Below are 15115 nucleotides of genomic sequence, written 5' to 3' on the forward strand. Positions count from 1 at the left end.
GCTGCAGCTGTTCTTGCCCAGATCGATCCCGAGAACCGATACGTCCATGACCTTGGCTCCTTCCTCAAACGACCCGCTGTCGTGCGATAACAACGGTTCGGTTTAGGGGCGGGCCATCCATAAAGGGATCGATGGTCCGATTGACGTAATTGCTGATGAATCCGTCGAGATCACGGTAGAATATGGCGGCGGTCAGCGACGCGGTCGGCGAGAAATAATATTCGACCGTCGCGTCATAGTTGGTCGAGGTCAGCGGCCGCAGGTCGGGATTGCCGCCGCTGCCATAGGCGTTGGGCCGCGTGTTCAAACCCGCCGGGAAACGTGGATCAAGCGGCTGGTCGGGAACGACCTGCTGCGTGTTCTGCTCGATGTTCAGGGCCGGATTCAGCTGGCTGAATTCAGGCTTGGTCCGCGTCTTGGTGACACCGAAGCGAATCTGCAGCTTGTCGTCGGGCCGGATGCGCAGCGAGACGTTGGGCAGGATGTCGACATAATTGGCGCGGGTGGTGCGCACCTCGCTGCGACGCGTGCCGTCGAACAGCACCGTCGAGATGCCCCGATACTCGCCCACCGTATTGACGACCCGCGTGCCGAGCATACCGTCGAACCGCACCGAGCCGATATTGAACTCATATTTGGCCTGCCCGTAAAAGGCATAGGTCTGTTCGGTCGCGTAGAAGGCCGCCAGCGGGTCCAGCTGGACGTTGGGCGATGCGAAACGGTTCAGCGCGTCGCGATAGCCCTGATCGGCCGGATTGGCCGCGACCAGCCGTTGCAGCGCGTTGAAGGCATATTCACGAAGCTGCGGCGCATTGCCCGCAATGCCGTCCCGCGACGGCATCAGCCAGCTGGTGAAGCCCTGGTTGCCGCGGAACGCATTCTGGGTCAGCCCCAGATCGCCGGTCGGAACCTGCGACAGCGGGATCGCGAGCGGCTCGGTATAGGCATAGCGGTTGCCGCGCTTCAGCGACGCGTCGCGATCGGTCCAGCGGATACCGAATTGCAGCTTGGGGAACAGCGACAAGTCGGTATCGAGGTCCAGGTCGGTGCGCCACTGCCACCCCTTGCCCTGCACGCGGTAGGTCGCTTCGAAGTAACCGCGCCAGATATAGTTGGCCGGGTTGGTGTTGTCGAAGCCCGGCAGGTCGAACGATACGCCATCGTTGACGAAGAAATTGACGTTCGCGACCGGCGGCTTGGAGAAGGCCGTGTCGAAGCTCCATTCGTCCTCGCCATATTGCGAGCTGGTATAGGCCAGATCGGTCGACAGATGCGCGCGACCGATATCCCATTTGGCGCCGCCCGCCGCCTGATAGGTATTGGTGTAGCCCTTGCGCGTGCTGCGATACGCCTCGGGGCGATAGCCGCCGGTCTTGGTCAGGCTCTGCACCTGAAGCGGCTGGCCGGGGCGCAGTACGACGTCGCTCAGCGTCGGGTTGTTGTCGAGCAGCGGAACGCGGAACCAGTCGTTCGCGATCTCGCCGCGATAGCCCTGATAGAGGAAGTCGTAATAGAGTTCGAGATTGTGCGCCGGGCGCCACTGGACGCTGGCATTGACCGCCGGACGCCAGCGCTTGCCGCTGTCATTATAGACGCCGACCGCGGTCGGAACCTGGAAATCGCGGCCGACCGACGTCGGCAGCACGGTCGTGCCCGCGGTCGGCGAGTTGGAATTGTTCTCGCCCCAGCGTACCGCATTGCGATACTGCGCCTGGGTATAGGAGGCGTTGATGAGCCAGCCGATCTCGCCGATCGCGGTGTCGGCGCGCTGGCTGATCAGCAGGTTGCCCAGCGGGTCGAATTTCTTCGACTGGTCGTTATAGGTGCCGCGAACGCCGCCCGCGATCGTGAAGCCCTTTTCGAAGTCGAAAGGCCGACGCGAACGCACGTTGATGAGGCCCGCCAGCCCGGGCTCCAGCAGGTCGGCGGTGCCGGACTTGTAGACTTCGAGGCCCGCCAGTGCGCCCGCCGGAAAATCCTGGAGCGCGACGCGCCGCCCCTCGGCGGTGAAGATGTCGCGCCCGTTGAAGGTCGTCGCCACGTCGGGCAGACCGCGGACCAGCACCTGATTCACTTCGTCGCTATAGCGGCTGACCTGGACGCCGGTCACGCGCGCCAGCGACTCGGCCGCCGTATTGTCGGGCAGCTTGCCGATGTCCTGTGCGACGATCGCATCGAGGATCGCGTCGGAATTGCGTTTGATCGCCTGCGCCGAACCCAGGCTGGCGCGAAAGCCGGTGACGACGATATCGCGCGGATCGGCCTGCGTTTCGGGCAGGCCGGTGGTCGAGGCCTGGACCGGGCTGCGGTCCGGCACTTCGGCGACGTCCTGGCGAATGCCGATGGCGGTCTGCGCCTCGATCGGGGCGTTCGGATCGGCGGGCTGGGTCGTCTTCGCGTTCGTCGACGTCTGGGCCATGGCGGGGGCCGCCAGCAACGCCCATGGCGTGACGGACAGCAAAAGGATGTGGCGCTTCATCAGATTTCCCCTCCATTTGGCCCGAGTTTTCGGTGCCAGTGACGGGACGATTTGTCTGACTAACTCCCAGCCTGGTCAAGACGATGATAACAAAAATTTTATACAAGGTTCAGATAGTGGATTTTGGGTCACACTCCCCAACGGCGGGCCTGTGAAGATGTTAGCGCTTTCGATCATGTCATTTCGGTTGGTATTCAGGGAGATAGGATGACGGGCCTGCCCCATTTGGACAAAGGCTCACTTGTCGGTCTTTTAGATTGGCGCACGGATCTTTCCGGCGCTTCGGAGCCTGGCCGCCGGAAACGATCGCGACCTGTTATGTCAAAATCGGGCAATGGATCGCCCACCCGCCGAAACGACGCGATGGTCAGGACGCCGTCTTTTCCACGACCGGCCATCCCGCCCTGTCCCATTGGAGCCGGGCGATCCGCAACGTCGCGACGCCCCCGGCCGCCGCGTCATAGGCATGATGGACCAGATAATGGTGCCCGTCGCGATCACGCATCACGCCGGCATGACCCGGCCCCCGAAAGCGATCGCGCCCTGCCGCATCCGCCCGAAGCAATACCGTCCCGCCGCCCTCGCGCATCGCCCGGCCCGAACGGTCCAGATAGGGGCCTTCGATCGACCGCGCGCGCCCGATGCGCAGATGATAACTGCTGCTGGTTCCACGACAGCAAAAGTCGAACGATACGATCAGCCAGTACCATCCGCCATGATCGATGATGAAGGGCGCTTCGATCGCATTGGTCTTGTCCCCCATATCACGCCGGGCGATCATCTGCGGCGTGGCGCCCGCCGCAGGCTTTCCGCTCTGCGGATCGAGCCGGACCAGCTGGATCCCGCCCCAGAAACTTCCAAAGCTCAGCCATTCTCCGCCACCGCGATCACGCGCGAACGCCGGGTCGATCGCATTATACGGATCCCCCTCCCGCGAGGCGATCACCAGCCCCTCGTCCCGCCAGCCATAGCCGGGCGCGGCCGGGTCCAGCGTCGTGGCGGTCGCCAATCCGATCGCCGAATGCTGCGTGCCGAAGCGGGAAACCGAATAATATAGCCTGTATCGATTTCCGACCCGCGTAATGTCGGGAGCCCACATCTCGCGCGCGCCGGGCACTGCTGCCCGTGCCCAGTCCGGCAGATCGGGCAAAGGCGACGGCAACGCAGCCCAGTGTCGCAGGTCGCGCGAAGTCCGGGCCACCAGCGGCCGCCGCTCGCGCTGTCCCGTCGAATAGACGTAATAGCGATCGCCTTCGCGAATCAGCACCGGATCATGCGCGGGTACGACATCCCCCAGCAGAACCTCTTCACGCGGTGCCGGGAATACGGCCTTGCTGCCCAGCGCCACCGCGCTGACGAGCACCATGGCCCGCAACAGATACAAATGGCGCGATCGGCCCAATTTGCGCATGACGCGCCCCCTCCCGCTTCACCGCCGGATCATGAATTCCCCCGGCGTCCTGATAGACCGGGTTATAGTCCGACATAAGTCGATGCAAGCGGCGCGGTGATGTCTGAGAAGACTCGCCAGTCTTACCGGACAATGGTGCCCCGCCGAGGCCAGAGTTGGGCAGCCGGATCATTGGCCTGTTATTATCGAACGGATCGGAAGAGATTTGGGCGGTTGGTCGCTTGGGGACTGTCGCCGCTGTCACGGTCGAACAGGGGTTCAGACGACGGTGGCGGTTTTGATCGGATATGGGATCGCCCGCCTTTACGACGCGGATCGCTCGGGTGCCAACCGGCCGGGCATGACGGGCCAGGCACCGATCCAGGCTGTGATGCGCGAGACGTGTAATAAACTGTTTCGCAGGGAGCCTGCCCCAGACAGGCCCGTTTCCGACCCGTATTTGCCTGCACGCATTCGGGAGTGGTCATATGAGACGCAGCACAGGGTTTCTCGGCGCCGGTATCATCGGTGCCCTGGTGCTGGGTGGCTCGGTCGCGGGCGGCTATCTGGACCAGCGGTTCAAGCCACACAGTGTTGCCAAGCAGTCGTTCGGGCAGGGCGCCTCACCCGCCCAGGAAATGGAACGGCGAAGAGGTAGGGCCGCAACCGTGGCGATAGCCGAGGCCGCCATTCGATAGATGGGCTGGAGTCACCTTGGGCAATAGCGGTATCGCCGCGTGGCATCCCGACAGGTAGCGCAAGTTTGAACGGAAACGGCCAGAGGGACGTCGGCCATTCGCCCGCCCCTTCCCCAATTCACAATAGCCTTCAGCGACGCTCGCGAAGGCATGATCCGTCGAAAGTCCATACATCGCCCTACGGATTAGCGGGCCGCGAAGATCCTCGTATTTTCAATGATCCAGGGACAACGAAAAGTCCGTCTTCCGTCCTGTTCCCGCCGAGAAGCGCGATGATATTTCTGGCCGCCTCTTCGGCCATGAGGCTGGCGGGCTGCGAAAAGCTGGTCAAGCCTGCGCCGAAACGCGCCGCGGGCGAATCGTCGAAGCCAACGATGGAAATGTCTTTCCCGACGGACAAGCCGAATTCCGTTTGCGCGACCGTGATGGCGGCAAGCGCCATATGATCATTGGCGCAGAAAAGGGCATCAGGTCGATTGACCGTGTTCAATATCGTGCGGGTCGCGTCCATCGCTCCGTTGAAGGTGTAATGGCCCGTCTCAACGATGGGCGCGGGCAAACCGCTTTTGGCCAAGCCCGCAATGAACCCGGCTTCGCGTTCACGGCTGTTCGATGCGTCGACGGAGCCGGCGATGAAGGCAAAGCTGCGATGGCCCGCCTCCGCCAGATGATCGGCGACCACCCGGCCGCCGTCCTCATTGGACCCGACAATGGCGATCGCCCGGGCGCTGCGTCCGACACCCGGTGTGATGCGGTTGACCATAACGACGGGCACGCCGACTGCGGCGCATTCTTCCTCGATTCGGGATGAGAGATTGACGGCGCACAACACCAGAACGTCGATCTGATGTTGGAGAACCTCTTCGATACGGACATCCACGGCATCTCGGTCACCCGTCACGATCAGGCGACACCCCAATCCGACGCGTTGCAAGGCCGTGGCCAACTCTTCGAGCAGCAGCGAGTTGAAACTGTTCTCGAGGCGGGTGACGGCTATTCCCACCGTGCCGCTGCGTTGCCTGCTGAGTGAGCGTGCCAGCAGGTTCGGGCGGTATCCGATCAATTCCGCCGCCTGAAGGACCTTGGCTCGCGTCTTGTCTGCCACGCTGGCACCGACGGTGAATGTCCTGGAGACTGCGGAAGGCGATACGCCTGCCAGGCGAGCGACTTCGTTCAGGGTGGGGCTGCGGCGGGTCATGTCGACGATTCAGCCCGATATTCGGCTATATGGCAAGCCGCCCCCGCCAGTCATCCCCGCGTCGGATGGGTCCGAACCCAGATGCCAATCGGACGTCGGCTATTGCCGGGATGGCCGGGGTCATCGCCCCAGATGGCATGGTAGGTGTCGTAACACCGTCCGGTGCGTTGCAGGTGGATAAAGACCACAAGGAAAGCCACCCACCAGATCGTCAGGACAACAGGCATCCAGCGCGGCGCGTCGACCATGATCAGGCCCAGTGCCGTCGCGGCCCATACCGGTGGCAGGCAGAGCCAGCCCAGAGACTTGTGCACGCGCTCGAAAATACGACGCCGCAACGTCATATCATAATGATCGCCGCGCAGACTCGTCCGGTCGGTCGGGCCGCCCTTTGTCCCGCGCAACATGCCGCCCAGTATCTGGAGGAGCGCGGCGGACATCACCGCCCATCCCAGTCGATGATGCCATAGCGCCATCGCACCTTGATCCCTGCCGTGCCCCAGGATCAGGGCAAGGCCGATCGCGGCCATGGCGCACCCGGCGACCTGGAGCCGTACGTGGAGCAGCCACCACAGCCGTTGATCGAGTTTGTGGGGCCATTGCGAAAGGCGAGGGATTTTAAGGAATCGGGCGACCAGCATGCCAAGCGGCAGCAGGATGTTCCATCCCACAACCATGCAGCGGGCATGCCACGACACGATGACCGCAATGTGATGTTCACTGGCACCTGACAGGGGTGTCATCGCCCATGCGACCATGGCCTGAATCCACTCGGGCATGTCCTCGTCCCAACAACTTCTTATCCGTCAAACCTACGCATGGCGATCGAATATTGCAAGCGCTTGCAAAACGTGATTGAACTGATGGGGAGGCAGCGAAACCGAAAGCGGTTCGCGGGAATAGGAGAGAGATTTTGGAAAGCATGACGCCGTTGCTGCTCGGGCTAGGGTCACTGGCCCTGCTCCTGTTCATGATCCTGAAGCTGCGACTGCATCCCTTCTTGTCCCTGACCATCGTGGCCACGCTGCTTGCCGCGGCCGGCGTCGGCAGCGTCGAGGCCGCCCTGAAGATGGTCGAGGGAGGGGTGGGCAAGACGCTGGGCCACGTCGCCCTTCTCGTCGCGCTTGGGGCGATGATCGGCCGCATGGTCGATCAATCCGGAGGGGCCAGGGCACTTGCGGATGCCCTGGCCGCCCGGTTCGGCACCGATCGCATTCCCCTGGCCCTTTGCGCCACCGCGTTCATCCTGGGCATCCCCGTCTTCTTCGAGGTCGGGGTCATCATGCTGATGCCGGTGATCTACGGCGTGTCGCGTCGCACCGGCCGCCCACCCGCTGTCTATGCCGTTCCGGTCTGCGCGATCCTCCTTCTGGTGCATTCGCTGCTGCCACCACATCCCGGAGCCGTTGCGGTCGCCGGTATTCTGGGGATCGATCTGGGGCGAATGGTGCTGTTCGGGCTTCCGATCGCGGCGGTGACGGCGATGCTGATGTTCCCGGTCACCCGCGTCATCATGCGGCGCCCGGTCGGCGTGCTTCCGGAAGTCGCCGAGCAGATCGAGCAGGGCGGCCATCTGCCGGAGGGCCATGGGGTCAGTGCGATCCAGCGGTCCAGCGCGCTGGACGAGGTGCCCGTGTCGTTGATCGTTTGCGTGATCGCCCTGCCGATCGTCCTGATCCTGGGCGGGATGCTGGCTGGCGCCCTGCTGCCTGCCGGTTCCGTCGTGGCCTATGTGATCGGCCTCCTGGGCGTTCCCTATATCGCCCTGCTGATCGACGTCCTTCTATGTGCCTGGCTGCTTGGCATTCGACGGGGGCAGCCCATGTCGGTGGTGTCCGACACGCTGGCATCCGCACTGCCCCCGACGGCGATGGTCATCCTGGTGACCGGCGCCGGGGGCGGACTGGCCCAGATCCTGGTCGGCACAGGCGTTGGCGCCGCATTGAGCGGAGCCTTGCAGGATACGGGCCTTCCCGTGCTTGCGCTGGCGTTCGCGGCGACCCTGGCGTTGCGGGTCCTTCAAGGGCCGACCACCGTCGCACTGATGGCGACGGCCGGCATCCTGCAGCCGCTGGTCGCAACGATGGACCTGTCGCCGAATCGGCTGGCGCTGCTCGCATTGGCGATGGGTGCGGGCGGCATGTGCCTGTCGCACGTCAATGACGGCGGCTTCTGGTTCGTCACGCGACTGAGTGGACTGACGACACGCGAAGGCCTCACTCGGTGGACGCCGGCGACGGCGGCGGGGGGCGGCATCGCCTTCCTCCTGATCGCCCTGCTCTGGCAGGTCGTCCCGTAACCGCTCCTTTGACAAGGATATCACGCCATGCTGACCGTCATCGCCGCGGCCATTGCCACGGCCTTTCCGTCCGCCTCCCCCGCCGACCCGCAGCCGGTGGCAACCGTGCCCGCCCAACCCGAGCTGGCGGGCGACCCCGCACCGTTACCGTCGCGATCGCAGGAAGTGGCGCATCCTTCCCGCAAACCATCGCCGCCGGGAACGAATGTGCCGATCACTGCCAACCCGCGCCTGTTCGGCGACTGGGGCGGCGTCCTGCCCAAACTGAGCGCCAGGGGGATCGTGCCCACCCTGTCCGTCGTGGGCGAGTTCGGCGCAGATGCCGCGGGCGCTCCCCGGCACGACGCCACGCTGGTGTGGCAGATCAATGCGGGCATCACCGCCGACCTGCGGAAGACGATGGGACTGCCGGGTATGTTCCAGGCCACCATCACCAAGCGCGACGGCCCCCTCCTCGACCGGCAGATCGGGGTCAACCTGCTCCAATTCTCGCAGGGCACCTTTGGGCGGGGAAGGATCTGGCGGCTGACGGCGGCTTTCTGGCAGGACAGGATCGGACCGATCGACCTCAAGCTGGGGCGTGTGGCGCCGGGGGATGATTTCAACGCCGGACGCGGCGACTTCATGAGCCTCTATCTGGTCGGGTCCGCTACGGGACATATCGCGCACAATCTCTGGTACAATTTCCCGGTCAGCCAATGGGGCGGCCGCGCGCTGATCAACGTGGCGCCCGACAAGATACTGGCGGTCGGGCTGTATCAGGTCGATCCCCGCAACATCGACCCGGAAGTTGGGTTCAGCCTGCGGACGAACGGCGGCATCGGCATCCTGCTGCCGGTCGAGGCTCGCTTCGTCAATCCGCTGGGGAAGGCGCGGCCGGGGATCGTCAAGGCAGGGTTCTTCTACAGCAATGCAAAATTACCCGATATCGCGTTCGATACGGACGGACGGCCGCAAGTCCTGGGGAAATTGCCGCGCGCCATCGACAATCGCCACTGGGGGGTGTTCGGGAACGTGCAGCAGACGCTCATTCCCCCGCGCCCGGATGGCAGCGGCGCGGTGAGCACGTTCGTCAACGCCACCTGGACGACCAGCGGCGCATCCACGATGTATGGCAAGCTGGGAGCAGGGATCGCGGCCACCGGCCTCATCCCCTTGCGTCCCGTGGACGAACTCGCCGTCGGCATCGGCCTGGGCCGTATCAACGACCATCTGACCCGTCTGGACGAGGCGCTCTGCGATATGGGGCGGACGACGCTCGCTCCGCGCCGATCGGAGCAGATGGTCGAGGTGTATTACGGCTTCAATGTCCGAAAGGGACTGGTCGTTCGTCCCAACATGCAGCTCTGGCGTCACCCCGGCGGCCATCCCGATGCCAGACCGCTGGTGATCGTCGGCGCCAAGACGGTCGCAAATTTCTAAGTCTTTTTGCAAGCGCTTGCAAAATGTTGCCAAGTTTGTATCCTGGCGACGACAAAGCCGAAGAGGTGAGGATGATCGAAGAGCTATCAGCGATATTGCCGATCGAGATTTTCGACGAGCGCGCCCGGGCCGCCTTTTATCCTGACAGCCAGCTCGAACGTCTTGCCAGCGGTGCGACCTGGTCCGAAGGCCCGGCGTGGCTCGATGGTCAGGGCTTGCTGGTCTGGAGCGATATTCCGGCCAACCGGATGCTGAGCTGGTCGGCCCAGGACGGGCTGCGGGTCTTTCGCGAAAATTGCGAGTTCACAAACGGGAACACGATCGACCGCGAAGGCCGCTTGGTCAGTTGTTCGCACGGACGGCGGGCGATCGAACGCACGGCGCAGGACGGACGGGTCGAGACGCTGGTCGATCGCTTCGACGGTCGACGCCTGAATTCCCCCAACGACGTGGTCGTCAAGTCCGACGGCACGATCTGGTTCAGCGACCCGCCCTATGGGATCGTATCCGACCGCGAGGGGCACAAGGCTCCCAGCGAACAGACAGGCAACCACGTCTATCGCTTCGATCCCGCGACGGGGGAGATCACGATCGCGACCGATCGGATCGAGGAACCCAACGGTCTCGCGTTCAGCCCCGACGAGATGGTGCTGTATGTGTCGGACACCTCGGCCGCGCTGCGCGACGATGGCACGGGCAACCACCATATCCTGTCCTTCGACGTCGTCGACGGGCAATGCCTGACCAGCCCGCGCGTCTTCGCGGTCGTCGAGCCTGGTCTCGCCGACGGCTTCCGCGTGGACGCGCGTGGCTGGATCTTCACCAGTTCGGCGGACTCGATCCAGCTCTACCACCCCGACGGCACCCGTCTGGCCCGCATTCCGGTTCCCGAAAAGGTCAGCAACTGCACCTTTGGCGGGCCGAATGGGGATGAGCTGTTCATCACCGCGACCACCTCACTCTATCGTATCCGGTTGGCCACCCGCGCGGCGGCCCGCCCCGTTCAGGACATGCCAGCATGACGGACATCTCGGGCACGTTGCTTCTCGTCGAGAAGTGCAGCCACTGTTTCAGCTATTACGACCTTGCGACCGGCGAACGGACGGCGTCGATCGCGCTACCGGATTTCCCGCACGAATTCGTGGTCGATGCCGCACGGCATTATGCCTATGTCGGCCATTATGGCGTGGAAACGTCCGGCCATCCCGGAAGAGGCGGCAGCGCCATCCTCCAGATCGACATCGCGGCCCGCCAGCACGTCCGCACGATCGACTTCGCGCCCTATCATCGGCCTCACGGCGTTCAGATCGACCAGCAGGACCGGCTTTATGTGCTGAGCGAAGAACAGGGCGTACTGCTGGCATTCGACGATCCGGCGCGGGACACGGCACCGTCGCGGGCCGTGCCGGTCGGCGGGATCAAGTCGCACCTCTTCGCGCTGACGCCCGATGGCGAAGTGGCCTATGTGATGAACCTGCTCTCGCATACGGTCACCCGCGTCGCGCCGCGCGATCCGCTGGTCGCGCCGGTCGCCTGCCATCCCGGCCTGAAGCCCGAGGGGTATCGGCTGAGCCCGGACGGGCGTCGCCTCTATGTCACCAACCGGATCAGCCGCACGCTGTCGATCATCGACACCGCAACCATGACGGTGACCCGCAGCGCACCGTCGCGCGACGACCCGACGCGTATATATCTGGCGCGCGACGGCCGATTGATCGTGACCAACTATGGCGAGCGCAGCCTGTCGATCTGTGATTCCGACACGTTGGAGGAACAGGTCCATATCCCGATGGATGCGCGGGCGATCGCGCTCAGCCTGCACCCGACATTGCCGATCGCCTTCGTGTCGCAGGACGATGACCGAGTGGGGTATTTCAACCTCGAAACGCTGCAATTCGAACGCATGATCGCAACCCAGCGCGAGCCCGACGTCTCGTTCGTGATCCCCGCGTGACGGCCGCCCCTCGCAGTTTCAGCAGAACGGAATATTCCATGACATCGCATCCAGACACACTTCTGCCCGTCGTCGCGCTGATCCTGGGTGATCCGGCAGGCATCGGTCCCGAACTCGTCGCAAAACTTCTGGCGCAGGCGGACCTGACCGAGGCCAATGTCGTCCTTGTCGGGGACCGATGGCTTTGGGATCAGGCAAAGTCTCTGACAGGATTGTCGATCGAAACCGTCGATGTCGCGTCGCTGTCCGACGTGCGCGACCGCGGGGATACCTCCACGCCGGCTTTCCTGGCTGTCGACACGATCGATCCCGCCGACGTGCGCAGCGGCGAAGCCAATGCCGCCGGCGGCGCCAGTGTGCTGACCGTCCTGAACCAATGCATGGACGCGGCGATGGCGGGCGAGATCGATGCGATCTGCTTTGCCCCGCTCAACAAGTTCGCGATGAAGCAGGGCGGCCTGCGGCACGAGGACGAGCTGCACCATTTCGCCGAATATCTCGGCGTGACGGGCTATTTCTGTGAATTCAACACGCTGGGCGACCTGTGGACCTCGCGTATCTCCTCCCATATCCCGCTGAAGGACGTGACCGCGCATCTCACCCAGGACCGGGTAGAGGCCGCCGCGAGTCTGTTGCACCGTTCGCTGCTCGCGAGCGGCATCGCCGCCCCCCGGGTCGCCGTCGCCGCGCTCAACCCGCATGGCGGGGACGGTGGGACCTGCGGCCGCGAGGAGATCGACATCATCGCGCCTGCGGTCGCCGCGCTGCAGGCCGAGGGTCTTCCGGTGGAAGGCCCCTTCCCCGCCGACACGATCTTCCTGAAGGCCCGGGCCGGGGACTATGACGGCATCGTCACCATGTACCACGACCAGGGGCAGATCGCGATCAAGCTGCTCGGCTTCTCGCGCGGCGTGACGGTGCAGGGCGGCCTGCCGATCCCGATCACCACCCCGGCACACGGCACCGCCTATGACATTGCCGGGACCAATGTCGCCGACGTGAACGCCACCCACAACGCCTTTCGTATCGCCTGCCGCATGGGCGCGTCCGCTCGGACCGCCCGCCTGGCCGATGCCGCCTGAACAGGAGCCATAGCATGAAGATCACCGCCGTTCGCGCCCGCGTCTATGAATGGAAGGGCGAAGTCGTGCCACCGCACGCCAATTTCTGCACCAACGCCATGGATCAGCTTTACGACAATGGCGCCGATTCGATGAAGCGGTTCCGCTTCCTCAACTGGTGCGTGGTGGAGGTGGAAACCGACGCAGGGATCGTGGGGCTGGGCAATGTCGCGCTGGCGCCCCGTATCGCCAAGGCGATCATCGATGAGTATCTCGCCGCGCTGGTGATCGGGCAGGACCCGTGGGATTACGAATATCTGTGGCAGCGCATGTACCGCGCGACGCTGGCCTGGGGACGCAAGGGCGTGACGATGGCCGCGATCTCCGCGATCGACCTGGCCATCTGGGATATCCTGGGCAAATCGGTGAACAAGCCGGTCTTCAAGCTGCTGGGCGGGCGCACCAAGGAAAAGATCCCCTGCTATTACTCTAAGCTGTATCGCGAGGATATCGTGACCATGCAGGAGGAGGCAGAGACCTTCCTCGACAAGGGGTTCACCGCGTTCAAGATGCGGTTCGGCTACGGCCCGGCGCACGGCCAGCGCGGCGTCACCGAGAATTTGAAGTCGGTCGAGGCGATCCGCGAAGTCATCGGCTATGAATGCGACCTGATGCTGGAATGCTATATGGGCTGGACGCTGGAATATGCGAAGCGGATCCTCCCCAAGCTGACCCGGTTCCAGCCGCGGTGGCTGGAAGAGCCGGTCATTGCCGACGATATCGACGGCTATGCCGAACTGAATGCCCTGACCGACATTCCCATCTCCGGCGGAGAACACGAATTTGGCCTGTACGGCTTCAAGCAGCTGCTCGATCGCAAGGCGGTCAGTGTGGTGCAGTACGACACGAACCGCGTCGGCGGCATCACCGCCGCGACCAAGATCAACGCCTTGTGCGAGGCGCATTCGGTGCCGGTCATCCCGCATGCCGGTCAGATGCACAATTATCACCTGACCATGAGCAGCACGGCTTCGCCCATGAGCGAATATTTCCCGAAGCACACGGTCGAGGTCGGCAACGAGCTGTTCTACTATATCTTCGAAGGCGAACCGATCGCGGAGGACGGCTTCCTGCAACTCGCCGACGACGTGCCGGGATTGGGCCTGACCCTGTCACATGCCTATGATGACCAGTTCGAGATCATCGAGTGACATGACGATGCGGATCATTCAATTTCGCGACGGAGACTCCGTCCGTACCGGCATCGTCGATGGCGATTCGATCCTCCCCTGCGCGGGCGGCACGCTTCGCGACCATGCGAGCGCAGCGATCCGTGACGGCATCGCCTTGGCCGCACGGATCGCCGACCATGCCGATGGGGCACCGCAAGACTATGATGCGATCATTGGGCGGGGGGACCTGCTCGCCCCCGTCGCACATCCCGATCCGGCGCATCTGCTGGTGTCGGGGACCGGCCTTACCCATCTTGGCAGTGCGGAGGGGCGTGCCAAAATGCACGCGTCGCTGGCGGAGACGGCCGACCAGACCGACTCGATGAAGATGTTCAAGCTGGGCCTCGACGGCGGACGTCCGGCCCCCGGGCAGATCGGCGCGCTGCCCGAATGGTTTTACAAGGGCGACGGCGACAGCATCGTGGCGCCGGGTGCGCCGATCCCCTGCCCTGATTTCGCGCAGGACGCCGGAGAGGAACCGGAACTCGCCGGTATCTATCTGATCGCTGCCGACGGAACGCCCTGCCGCCTGGGCTTTTGCGTCGGCAACGAATTCTCCGATCATGTGACCGAGCGCGGCAACTATCTGTGGCTTGCCCATTCCAAGCTGCGGGCCTGCGCGATCGGCCCCGAACTGGTGCTCGGCCCGATCGAGGACGACCTGCGCGGAACCAGTCGCATTCGACGCGATGGGGCGATCGTCTGGGAAAAGCCGTTCCTGACCGGCGAGGCGAATATGTGCCACACCATCGCCAATCTGGAACACCATCATTTCAAATATCCCCAGTTCCGCCGTGCCGGGGACATGCATGTGCATTTCTTCGGAACTGCGACCCTGAGTTTCACCGATGGTTTTCGCACGCGTCCCGGTGACGAGTTCGAGATCGCGCTTCCCGGTTTCGGACGTCCGCTGCGCAACGGGTTCGTGTCGCAACCCACCGATAGCCCGGCGGTCGTCCGGCCCCTCTGAAGGCAGCACGACCGTTCCGACAAACACCAGCCACATGACGGGTAAGCCGAAGTATGACATGCCCTTGGGGCTTCAACTCGGCAACGGACGGCGACCTGGACGAGGCGCTGGTCGCCTCGGCGCAAGGATTTCTCCCGTGGCGGGCGACACCACCACGGGAGCGGCCGGCTGTCCGATGGGTCTGTGAAATACCCCATATGCTGTTGCCCGTCTCGGTCGACATGGGCTCGACCACCAGCCACCGGGTCGCTTGCGAGAGCGTGACCCGGTGACACCCCTTGCGGAAAGGACAGGCGGGGTCATGCTTCTAGAATTGAAAGCGATCAGCATTGCACGGTTTTAGCCCCTCCCCTTCAGGGGAGGGGTTGGGGTGGGGCATCGCCCTGGGCGTTTCGCTTGCGGAAGCGCCCCA

At 63.9% G+C, this 15115-nt stretch carries 13 protein-coding genes; 9 read left to right on the plus strand and 4 right to left on the minus strand.

Going from position 1 to position 15115, the window contains the following annotated elements; translation table 11 throughout:
- Window positions 1-64: 64 nt before the first annotated feature.
- Both BSZ14_RS17290 and BSZ14_RS17295 read right to left on the minus strand, forming a co-directional pair.
- On the minus strand, window positions 65-2479 hold the full coding sequence (locus BSZ14_RS17290; protein ID WP_241823815.1) for a TonB-dependent receptor: 2415 nt from the start codon (window positions 2477-2479) through the stop codon (window positions 65-67).
- A 367-nt stretch (window positions 2480-2846) separates the two neighbouring features.
- Window positions 2847-3890, minus strand: a complete 1044-nt coding sequence (locus BSZ14_RS17295; RefSeq protein ID WP_083748324.1) for an arabinan endo-1,5-alpha-L-arabinosidase — start codon at window positions 3888-3890, stop codon at window positions 2847-2849.
- A gap of 467 nt (window positions 3891-4357) precedes the next feature.
- Between BSZ14_RS17295 and BSZ14_RS17300 the strand changes: the two genes are divergently transcribed.
- On the plus strand, window positions 4358-4567 hold the full coding sequence (locus BSZ14_RS17300) for a hypothetical protein (protein WP_076711855.1): 210 nt from the start codon (window positions 4358-4360) through the stop codon (window positions 4565-4567).
- A gap of 178 nt (window positions 4568-4745) precedes the next feature.
- On the opposite strand, the gene BSZ14_RS17305 is transcribed toward BSZ14_RS17300, so the two are convergent.
- Together BSZ14_RS17305 and BSZ14_RS17310 are read right to left on the minus strand one after the other, a co-directional pair.
- The gene (locus BSZ14_RS17305) at window positions 4746-5765 is read right to left on the minus strand and encodes a LacI family DNA-binding transcriptional regulator (protein ID WP_076711856.1); all 1020 of its coding nucleotides are present in this window, start codon (window positions 5763-5765) and stop codon (window positions 4746-4748) included.
- A gap of 50 nt (window positions 5766-5815) precedes the next feature.
- Complete coding sequence (locus BSZ14_RS17310) at window positions 5816-6544, minus strand: cytochrome b561 domain-containing protein (RefSeq protein WP_198930556.1); 729 nt, start codon at window positions 6542-6544, stop codon at window positions 5816-5818.
- A gap of 143 nt (window positions 6545-6687) precedes the next feature.
- Here BSZ14_RS17310 and BSZ14_RS17315 point away from each other — a divergent pair, with 143 nt between their 5' ends.
- The 8 genes from BSZ14_RS17315 to BSZ14_RS19465 all read left to right on the plus strand — a co-directional run bounded on the left by BSZ14_RS17315 (window position 6688) and on the right by BSZ14_RS19465 (window position 14975).
- On the plus strand, window positions 6688-8064 hold the full coding sequence (locus BSZ14_RS17315; RefSeq protein ID WP_042490376.1) for a GntT/GntP/DsdX family permease: 1377 nt from the start codon (window positions 6688-6690) through the stop codon (window positions 8062-8064).
- A gap of 27 nt (window positions 8065-8091) precedes the next feature.
- Window positions 8092-9486, plus strand: a complete 1395-nt coding sequence (locus BSZ14_RS17320; RefSeq protein WP_076711857.1) for a carbohydrate porin — start codon at window positions 8092-8094, stop codon at window positions 9484-9486.
- 71 nt (window positions 9487-9557) lie between these two features.
- Complete coding sequence (locus BSZ14_RS17325; RefSeq protein WP_089413679.1) at window positions 9558-10508, plus strand: SMP-30/gluconolactonase/LRE family protein; 951 nt, start codon at window positions 9558-9560, stop codon at window positions 10506-10508.
- Window positions 10505-11440 carry a YncE family protein gene (locus tag BSZ14_RS17330; protein WP_076711858.1) on the plus strand — a complete coding sequence of 312 codons (936 nt, stop codon included), beginning with the start codon at window positions 10505-10507 and terminating at the stop codon, window positions 11438-11440. Before BSZ14_RS17325 ends, BSZ14_RS17330 begins: the two co-directional genes overlap by 4 nt.
- A gap of 38 nt (window positions 11441-11478) precedes the next feature.
- On the plus strand, window positions 11479-12522 hold the full coding sequence (locus BSZ14_RS17335) for a 4-hydroxythreonine-4-phosphate dehydrogenase PdxA (protein ID WP_076711859.1): 1044 nt from the start codon (window positions 11479-11481) through the stop codon (window positions 12520-12522).
- A gap of 14 nt (window positions 12523-12536) precedes the next feature.
- Window positions 12537-13712: an L-rhamnonate dehydratase gene (locus tag BSZ14_RS17340; protein ID WP_076711860.1), complete on the plus strand. Its 1176-nt coding sequence runs from the start codon at window positions 12537-12539 to the stop codon at window positions 13710-13712.
- A 1-nt stretch (window position 13713) separates the two neighbouring features.
- A complete protein-coding gene (araD1, locus tag BSZ14_RS17345) occupies window positions 13714-14703 on the plus strand; it encodes an AraD1 family protein (RefSeq protein WP_274533671.1) in 990 nt (329 codons plus the stop codon).
- A 53-nt stretch (window positions 14704-14756) separates the two neighbouring features.
- Window positions 14757-14975, plus strand: coding sequence for a hypothetical protein (locus BSZ14_RS19465; protein ID WP_139330512.1), 219 nt, complete (start codon window positions 14757-14759; stop codon window positions 14973-14975).
- Window positions 14976-15115: the final 140 nt, after the last annotated feature.

It is taken from the genome of Sphingomonas sp. Sph1(2015) (genome assembly GCF_001970915.1).
Classification (GTDB): Bacteria; Pseudomonadota; Alphaproteobacteria; order Sphingomonadales; family Sphingomonadaceae; genus Sphingomonas; species Sphingomonas parapaucimobilis.

What these genes read in the sequence shown, in the direction of transcription:
- BSZ14_RS17290 (WP_241823815.1), bottom strand. Translation starts at nt 2,479, where the DNA reads ATGAAGCGCCACATCCTTTTGCTGTCCGTCACGCCATGGGCGTTGCTG.
- BSZ14_RS17295 (WP_083748324.1), bottom strand. Translation starts at nt 3,890, where the DNA reads ATGCGCAAATTGGGCCGATCGCGCCATTTGTATCTGTTGCGGGCCATG.
- BSZ14_RS17300 (WP_076711855.1), top strand. Translation starts at nt 4,358, where the DNA reads ATGAGACGCAGCACAGGGTTTCTCGGCGCCGGTATCATCGGTGCCCTG.
- BSZ14_RS17305 (WP_076711856.1), bottom strand. Translation starts at nt 5,765, where the DNA reads ATGACCCGCCGCAGCCCCACCCTGAACGAAGTCGCTCGCCTGGCAGGC.
- BSZ14_RS17310 (WP_198930556.1), bottom strand. Translation starts at nt 6,544, where the DNA reads ATGCCCGAGTGGATTCAGGCCATGGTCGCATGGGCGATGACACCCCTG.
- BSZ14_RS17315 (WP_042490376.1), top strand. Translation starts at nt 6,688, where the DNA reads ATGACGCCGTTGCTGCTCGGGCTAGGGTCACTGGCCCTGCTCCTGTTC.
- BSZ14_RS17320 (WP_076711857.1), top strand. Translation starts at nt 8,092, where the DNA reads ATGCTGACCGTCATCGCCGCGGCCATTGCCACGGCCTTTCCGTCCGCC.
- BSZ14_RS17325 (WP_089413679.1), top strand. Translation starts at nt 9,558, where the DNA reads ATGATCGAAGAGCTATCAGCGATATTGCCGATCGAGATTTTCGACGAG.
- BSZ14_RS17330 (WP_076711858.1), top strand. Translation starts at nt 10,505, where the DNA reads ATGACGGACATCTCGGGCACGTTGCTTCTCGTCGAGAAGTGCAGCCAC.
- BSZ14_RS17335 (WP_076711859.1), top strand. Translation starts at nt 11,479, where the DNA reads ATGACATCGCATCCAGACACACTTCTGCCCGTCGTCGCGCTGATCCTG.
- BSZ14_RS17340 (WP_076711860.1), top strand. Translation starts at nt 12,537, where the DNA reads ATGAAGATCACCGCCGTTCGCGCCCGCGTCTATGAATGGAAGGGCGAA.
- araD1 (WP_274533671.1), top strand. Translation starts at nt 13,714, where the DNA reads ATGACGATGCGGATCATTCAATTTCGCGACGGAGACTCCGTCCGTACC.
- BSZ14_RS19465 (WP_139330512.1), top strand. Translation starts at nt 14,757, where the DNA reads ATGACATGCCCTTGGGGCTTCAACTCGGCAACGGACGGCGACCTGGAC.